General features: G+C 66.9%; 7 protein-coding genes. 6 read left to right on the top strand and 1 reads right to left on the bottom strand.

Annotation, left to right across the window (positions count from 1 at the left end):
- The 4 genes from OUZ49_RS16685 to OUZ49_RS16670 form a co-directional block, all read left to right on the top strand.
- Window positions 1–775, top strand: a 775-nt coding sequence (locus OUZ49_RS16685) for a thiol:disulfide interchange protein DsbA/DsbL (protein ID WP_266151710.1), incomplete at its 5' end; no start/stop codon positions are given.
- Window positions 776–829: 54 nt separating this feature from the next.
- Window positions 830–1,483, top strand: coding sequence for a thiol:disulfide interchange protein DsbA/DsbL (locus OUZ49_RS16680; protein WP_266151709.1), 654 nt, complete (start codon window positions 830–832; stop codon window positions 1,481–1,483).
- Window positions 1,484–1,596: 113 nt separating this feature from the next.
- Window positions 1,597–2,406, top strand: a complete 810-nt coding sequence (locus OUZ49_RS16675; protein ID WP_266151708.1) for an endonuclease/exonuclease/phosphatase family protein — start codon at window positions 1,597–1,599, stop codon at window positions 2,404–2,406.
- Window positions 2,403–2,837, top strand: a complete 435-nt coding sequence (locus tag OUZ49_RS16670; RefSeq protein WP_266151706.1) for a hypothetical protein — start codon at window positions 2,403–2,405, stop codon at window positions 2,835–2,837. Before OUZ49_RS16675 ends, OUZ49_RS16670 begins: the two co-directional genes overlap by 4 nt.
- Here the strand turns inward: OUZ49_RS16670 and OUZ49_RS16665 are convergent.
- Window positions 2,751–4,358, bottom strand: a complete 1,608-nt coding sequence (locus OUZ49_RS16665) for a glycoside hydrolase family 17 protein (protein WP_266151705.1) — start codon at window positions 4,356–4,358, stop codon at window positions 2,751–2,753. The genes OUZ49_RS16670 and OUZ49_RS16665 overlap by 87 nt on opposite strands.
- 273 nt (window positions 4,359–4,631) lie before the next feature.
- On the opposite strand from OUZ49_RS16665, the gene OUZ49_RS16660 reads away from it, so the two are divergent.
- Window positions 4,632–6,716: a transglycosylase SLT domain-containing protein gene (locus OUZ49_RS16660; RefSeq protein WP_266151704.1), complete on the top strand. Its 2,085-nt coding sequence runs from the start codon at window positions 4,632–4,634 to the stop codon at window positions 6,714–6,716.
- Between the two features lie 14 nt (window positions 6,717–6,730).
- Window positions 6,731–7,675: a complex I NDUFA9 subunit family protein gene (locus OUZ49_RS16655; RefSeq protein WP_266151702.1), complete on the top strand. Its 945-nt coding sequence runs from the start codon at window positions 6,731–6,733 to the stop codon at window positions 7,673–7,675.
- Window positions 7,676–7,705 lie beyond the last annotated feature (30 nt).

The following is a 7,705-nucleotide window of genomic DNA, read 5'->3' as shown; positions in this document are numbered from 1 at the left end:
TCCGGCCGCTACGGCGCCCGCCGCACAGCCGCCGGCAGCTGCGACCGCCGCCGCGCCCGCCACCACCGGCACGGCTGCTCCGGCCGCCGCCAGCACCACCGCCCAGGCGCCGGCCCCGGCTCCGGCGGCTCCTGCCGCCGCGCCGTTCGTCGACGACGGCAAGTGGGTGGAAGGCAAGCACTACACCCGCATCGAACCGGCCCAGCCCAAGCTCACCACCACGGACAAGATCGAAGTGGTCGAGGTGTTCTCCTACGGCTGCCCGGCCTGCAACCAGTTCCACCCGACCATGAACAAGCTGGCGGCAGAACTGCCGTCCGATGCCGTGATGGCTTACCTGCCGGCCTCGTTCATGCCGCAGGAGAATTGGCCGATGCTGCAGCGCGCCTTCCTCACCGCGCAGGCGCTGGGCGTGGCCGACAAGGCCAATGACGCCATGTACGACGCCGTGTGGAAGACCAACGAGCTGAGCGCGATGGCCCCGAGCGGCCGTGGCCTCAAGCCGGCATCGGCCCTGCCCACTCTCGATGACGCCGCCAAGGTCTACGCCAAGTTCGGCGCCGATCCGAAGGAGTTCATGGCGGTGGCGAACTCGTTCACCATCAACACCAAGGTCAAGCGCTCCGATGAACTGGTGAAGGCGTATGGCGTGGAAGGCACGCCCACCATCGTGGTCGACGGCAAGTACCGCCTCGACCGCGGCACCGCCGGCGGCGACGAGCAGGTGATTGAACTGGTCAAGTGGCTGGTGTCCAAGGAAGCGGCCGGCAAGTAAGCCGCTGGCCGAGAAGACATTCCTCCCACCCGCCCTTTACGAAGAGAGAGCTCCATGTTCAAGCGTTTTGCCCGTCTGCGCGCCGTCAGCCTGCTTGCTGGCCTGTTGCTCGCCAGTGCCTGCACGGCCACGGGCTCCGGCGAACCGGTCCCGTACACCGATGGCAGCGAATACATCACCCTGGCCGGCCCTGCCCACCGCTATAGCAACGAGGGCAAGGTGGAAGTCGTCGAGGTGTTCTCCTACGGCTGCATCCATTGCGCGCATTTCGCCCCGCTGGCCGACCAGATGCGCAAGCAGCTGCCGCCAGGCGTGGTGTTCAAGCTGATGCCTGCGGCGTTCAATGACGAATGGCTGCCGTACGCCCGCGCGTTCTACGCCGCCAAGAAGCTGGGCGTGCTGGACCAGACCCATCTGGCGCTTTTCCAGGCCAAGTTCGGCGAGCACTACCCGCTCTCGACGCTCGACGAGCTGGCGGACTTCTATGCCAGCCACGGCGTGAAGCGTGACGACTTCATGCGTATCGCCAGCTCCGACGAAGTCACGGCACAGATCCGCAAGGACGCCCAGCTGGTCCAGCAGTGGCAGGTGGACGGCACGCCGACCATCGTGGTCGATGGCAAGTACCGCAGCGCCAACATCCATAGCCTGGATGAACTGTCGGCGCTGACCCAGTGGCTGGCCAAGCGCGAGCTTGCCGGCAAGTAAATCCAGGGGGGCAGGCCGCAGGGCTTGCCCCCTGTTCACAAGCAAACGGGCATGATTGCGCGCCTGACAACGCCACGATGGTGGCTGTCACCCTCTGCGACCACCCTGTCCCGATGAATCGCGCCCCATCCACTCCCCCAGCAGTCCCGGAGCGCCGCCTGCGGCTGCTGAGCTGCAACATCCTGGCCGGCGCCAGCGTGCAGCGCTACCGCGAGTACGTCACGCGCAGCATCACCGCAGTGCTGCCCGGTCGCAGCAAGCTGGACAATCTGGACCGCCTGGCCGAAGTGCTGCCCCAGTTCGACGTGATCGGCCTGCAGGAGGCCGACGCCGGCAGCTTGCGTTCAGGCTTCCTCAACCAGACACGCTATCTGGCCGAAGCCGCCGGCATGCCGTTCTGGAGCCACCAGCCGAACCGCCCGATGGCGCGGCTGGCGCATTCGGCCAATGGCCTGATCAGTCGGCTCGAGCCGACCAGCGTGCTGGACTACCCGCTGCCCAGCCGCATTCCCGGCCGCGGCGCCCTGCTGGCCCGCTTTGGTGACGGCCCGGATGCGCTGGCGGTGATGATCGCCCACCTCTCGTTGAGCGCGCCGGCCCGCGCCAAGCAGCTCGCCTTTATCGCCGAAGTGCTGCAGGACTATCCACACGCCGTGCTGATGGGCGATCTGAATACCGACGTGCGCAGTGCCGAGATGAAGCACCTGTTTGCCAGGTGTGGCCTGGTACGCCCGCCGCATGCCCCGGCCACCTTTCCTAGCTGGAAGCCCAGCCGGGCGCTGGACCATATCCTTACCTCGGAAGCGATCCAGCTCGACAAGGTATGGGCGCTGCCGCAGGCATTTTCCGATCATCTACCCCTGGCGGCCGAAATCCGCTTGCCCGCCAACATTGCTCCACGCACCCATAGACTCCGCCGATGAAGCGAACACTCACCCTCGCCCTGCCCTGGTTGCTGGTGCTGGCCGCTGGCGGCATCGCCGCCGCGCTACGCTACGGGCTGGTCGAATCGACCGATGTCGCGCGCATCTGCGAAACCAGCCAGGCGCTGGTCTGCGACGTGCGGCACTGGACCGTGATGGGCTTCATTACCGGCAATATCTTCAACTGGCCGATCGGCATCTACGGCTGGGTGGCCCTGGCCGCTGCTGCGCTGGCTCTGGTGTGGAGCCGACCGCTGGCCGCCTGGCTGGCGACCGCGACCGGACTGTTCGCACTGATCCTGTACTGCTTCGTGCCGGGAGCGCTGGCCCTGCTGATCGGCAGCCTATGCCTGGTGCGCCTGCAAGCGACGGCTGCGGCGCCACTCGATCCATACCGCCGCGGCAAGCGCCAGGTTCAGGCCCAGCCATAGCCAGGTGGCGGGATTCAGGCCGACGTCCTGGGCCACCACCGCCGCCGCCAGCAGCGGCAGCGCGCAAGACAGGAAGCGCTCTTCCACCGTCGGCACGATGGCATTGCGCCCGGATTCCAGCAGCGCGGCCAGCAGATAGCCCAGCGCCGGCGGCCAGAACAGGCCCAGCGGGAAGTCGCGGTAGCGGCCGTCGAAGACCAGCAGCAGGCCGTAGAAGGTCAGGCCAAACATCCAGGCGAAACGCAGTCGACGCTGCGGCGCGCTGGGCGGCGGCTCGTCCGCCAGCCGCGCGGCGACCCAGCGCGCCAGGCCGATCGCGGTGGCGAACGCCAGCACGCACATCAGCAGGGAAACCGCCCAGTCCAGGGTGTTGTTGGCGGCGAACCAGATCTGTCGGAACTGCCACGCCATGGCGGTACCGCTGGCAAAACCGGCGACCGCCAACGCCAGCCAACCCCTGGCCCGATGCCAGTGGCGACGCCATTGCCCGGCCAGCAGGAACAACAGCAGACTCACCCCACCGGCCGCAAAGCCCAGATACCAACGTGGCTCTTCGACCACCGGGCCCTGCATGGGAAATTTGGGGCGCGCCTGGGCATCAAAGATGCCCCAGTAGCCGCCGACGGTGCCTTCCTGCTCGCGCTTCCACGGCTGATCGAACGCCTCGATGACGTTGTACGGCATGTCCACCGTGCCGGCGTAGCGGAGGAATTCGCGCATATAGCGCGCCTCGTTGACCAGGCTGGCGGCAGCGCCCCGGCGCTGCTTGCCCTGGCTGGGCCAGCCGGTCTCGCCGATCATCACGGAGCGGCCCGGAAAGCGCTCCTTCATGCGCGCGTAGACCTCGGCGACATGCGCCAGCGCGTCCTTGGGCTCGACCGGCTGGTCTTCCCAATAGGGCAGGATATGGATGGTGATGTAGTCCACTGCATCCGCCATCTCCGGATAGTGCAGCCAGAACTCCCACACATCGGCATAGGTCACCGGCACGTGGGTGTCGTGAATGCCTGCGCGTACCCGATTCACATAGGCCGCCAGCGCCTTCGAGGTCAGCTCGCCACGCAGCAGCACCTCGTTGCCGACGATCACGCCACGCAACACGCCGGGGTGCGCCTTCGCGGTGGCGATGCCCATGCTTACTTCGCGCTCGTTCGAGGCCGGGTCGCGACCCAGCCAGATGCCCATCAGCACCTTCATGCCATAGCGCTCGGCGATCTCGGGCACGGCGTTGAGGCCAAAACCCTGCGAGTAGGTACGCACGCAATCGAAGCGCTGCGACAACGCTCGCAGGTCGGCATCGATCTGCTCAGGACTGACGAAGGCGTGCAGATCGAGCGGGGTCTCGCCCTGCTTGCGGAATGGCGCATACGACACGCAGGCAATGCGCAAGGTAGGCGCCTCGGGCAAGGACACCGGCCGGCCGATCATCCACCACCAGAGTGCGCCGGACAACGCGGCGACGACGAGGACCAGCCACGCAAGCGGTGCTACGCGGGACGACGGCGAGGGCGATGACGACATGCGCTTCCTGTAGATGGGCCTGAGAGCGTGCTTGGGATCTCACGCGGCGCCTCGTGAGCGCCGCATTCTAACAGGCGACTCCCGCCACCATGCTCGACGCGCGCCCTGGCCGCACGGACTTGCGAGGCTCGGCCGCTTTCCCACGGTGGTCGTGTTTCACGCCACGCTCAGCGGCCATTGGCCATCCTGCCCGGCCAACACAGCGCGCCGTGCCCGCGAAAAACGCGAAGTACACTGCGCCAAGCTCGGCAAAAATCAGCAAGAGGAGTTTCCATGTCCCCCAGCGCAGCCCTGCGTTGCCTTGCCCGACGCCTACCCATGGTGCTGGCCGTCCTACTGCTGGCCAGCAATGCCAAGGCAGCCGAACCCACCGATGCACAGCGCGCCGACTTCAAGCAGGCCTATGTCGCCGCCCAGCAAGGTGGCGACGGCTGGCGCAGCCTGGCCAGCGGACTGCGGGACTATCCGCTCTACCCCTATCTGGAAGCCGCCGCGCTCACGCACGACATCAGGCAGTTGGATCGCGCACGGGTCGAGGACTTTCTCAAGCGCAATCCAGGCCTGATTCCGGCCAGCGACCTGCGCCGCGACTTCCTGCTCGAACTCGCGCGACGCCAGGATTGGGACAACTATCTCGCGCTCTATCAGCCAGGCATCAACGACACGCTCACCTGCTATGCGCTGCAGGCGCAGCTGTCCAAGGGCACCCAGCTCGATTTCGACCGTGATGTGTCCGCGCTGTGGGCCAAGCCCAAACTGCCGAGCGCGTGCGATCCAGTACTGAGTGCCGCGCATGACCAGGGTCTGCTCACCACCGAACGGCTGTGGTCGCGCATCGATCGCGCGGCCGACGCGAACCAGGGCGGCACCATCAGCGCGATCGCCGGCTGGTTGCCGGCCGAGGATGCCGAAGCGGCGCAGCGCATCGCCATGGCCCTGCGCGATCCCGCAGGCGCAGCAACCGCTGCCGCGCAATGGCCGGATACGCCGCGCCAACGCCAGGCGGCCATGCTCGCGCTGGAGCGGCTTGCACGGAAGCAATCCATCGCGGCAGACGCCGGCTGGCAAAAACTGCAGAGCCACTTCACCTTCACGCCAGAGCAGCGCGATCGCGTGCTGTACGCCATCGCCCTGTTCCATGCCACCGACTTCGACGCCAGCGCCATCGCGCGCCTGACGGCGCTGCCCGCCTCCGTGCAAACCGATATCAGCCGCGAGTGGCGCGTGCGCGCCGCGCTCGCGCTGCAGGACTGGAACGCCGTACTCGCTGCGATCGATGCCATGCCACCCACGCAACAGCAGGATGGCGAATGGCGCTGGTTCCGCGCACGCGCACTCAATGAACTCGGTCGTGGGGCGGAGGCGCAACGCCTGCTTGCCTCGCTGGCGCAGGAGCCGACGTTCTTCGGCTTCCTCGCCGCCGATCGCGTGGATGCGCCCTATGCGATCTGCCAGTCGCCGCTCAACGGCGATCCGCAGCGCGAACAGGCACTGCTGGCCAACCGTGGACTGTTGCGCGCATTCGAGCTGTTCGCCGTCGACCTGCCGCGCCAGGCCCGGCGCGAGTGGGACCAGGCCTTGAACGGCGCCGATGTGGAAACCGTGAAATTGGCCACCGACCTGGCCTACCGTCGCGGCTGGTACGACCGCGCCGTGTTCGGCTTCAACAATGGCGACCTGCTGCGCTACTACGAGCAGCGCTTCCCGCTGGTCAGCCAAGATGGGCTGGTGCGTCAGTCCGAGCAAGCCGGCATCGATCCGTCGTGGGCCTACGCCATCCTGCGCGCGGAAAGCGCCTGGATGCCGGACGCGCACTCCGGTGCCGATGCACGCGGCCTGATGCAACTGCTGCCGAGCACGGCCGCCCTGGTCGCCAAGCGCAATGGCCTTGAATGGGCTGGCGACGACTCGCTGTACGACCCCGCCACCAATATCGCGCTGGGCACGCGCTATCTCGCGCAAATGGCACAACGCTTCAATGGCGCGCCATGGCTGGCCAGCGCCGCCTACAACGCCGGCCCCGGCAGGGTCGACCAATGGCTTGATGTCCGCGGCACCCTGGCGCCTGACGTGTTCATCGCCACCATTCCCTACAAGGAAACCCGCGAGTACGTCGCCCGCGTCATGGCCTTCAGCGTGATCTACGACTGGCGCCAGCACGGCAAGGCCGTCGGACTGAGCGAGCGGCTGACGCCGATTGGCCGGGCGTATCGCCTTCCGGACGGCCAAACTCAGCGTAAGCTGGTGACCTGTCCAGCGATCGTGACACCTGCCCCAGTCACCGCCGGGACGGCAGTCGCACCTGCCAGCGGTGCGAGCAGCGAAGCGCCGGCCCGGACATCGAGCAATACCCATTGAGGCGGAGGTTGGACGTGACCACGAAAGAACAGCGACTGGTAGTACTGGGTGGCACCGGCTTTGTCGGCAGCCATCTGCTGCCGCGCCTGGCCGCCGATGGTCATCGCATCCTGCTGCTCTCGCGCAACCGCGAACAGCGGCGCGAAATGAGCGTGTTGCCCGGGGTAACGGTTCGCAGCACCGATATTTACGACGGCAATGCCTTGCGGCGGCAACTGGAAGGCGCCGATGCGGTGATCAATCTGGTTGGCATCCTCAATACCAGCGGCCACAGTGATTTCCGCCGCGCCCATGTCGAGTTGACCCAGCGCGTGATCGCCGCCTGCCAGGCCGCCGGCGTATCGCGCCTGCACCACATGAGCGCGCTCAAGGCGGGCCAGGGCCTGTCGCAATACCTCAAGACCAAGGGTGAAGCCGAGGCCCAGGTGCGTAACTCATCGCTCGACTGGACCATCTACCAACCCAGCGTGATGTTTGGCGTCGGCGACGGCTTGGTCACCCGCTTCGCCAAGCTTCTGCGCCAGATGCCCGCGCTACCGCTGGCGCGCGCATCGTCGCGCATGGCCCCGACCTGGGTGGGCGATGTCGCCGAGGCATTCGCCCGCTGCGTGGCCGACGACAAGCTTGGTCTCGATCGCAGCTTCGAGTTGTACGGACCGGAAGTCCTCACGCTGGAAGAGATCGTGCGCAAGATCCGGGAAGCGGCCGGTCTGCGCACGCGCATCATCGGCCTGCCCGACAGCCTGGGCAGGTTGCAGGCGCAATTTGCCGAACTGCTGCCGGGCAAGCCGTTTTCGCTGGACAACTTCCGCTCGTTGCGCACGGATTCCGTGGGCAAGTTGGATGGCTACGCTGCACTGGGCATCGTGCCGCAACCGTTCTCGCCGTGGCTGCCCGTGTTGCTGCAGGCGCCGGCGCGGCAGCGCAGGTTGATGGTGGCGAGGGCGCATCCGCGTTGAGGTTTTTTTCGCCCTGAACTCCTTCTCCCC

This window comes from Dyella halodurans, assembly GCF_026283925.1.
GTDB classification, from domain to species: Bacteria; Pseudomonadota; Gammaproteobacteria; order Xanthomonadales; family Rhodanobacteraceae; genus Dyella; species Dyella halodurans.
The sequence above is the reverse complement of the archived record's forward strand: the minus strand, read 5'-3'. Positions and strand labels throughout refer to the sequence as shown.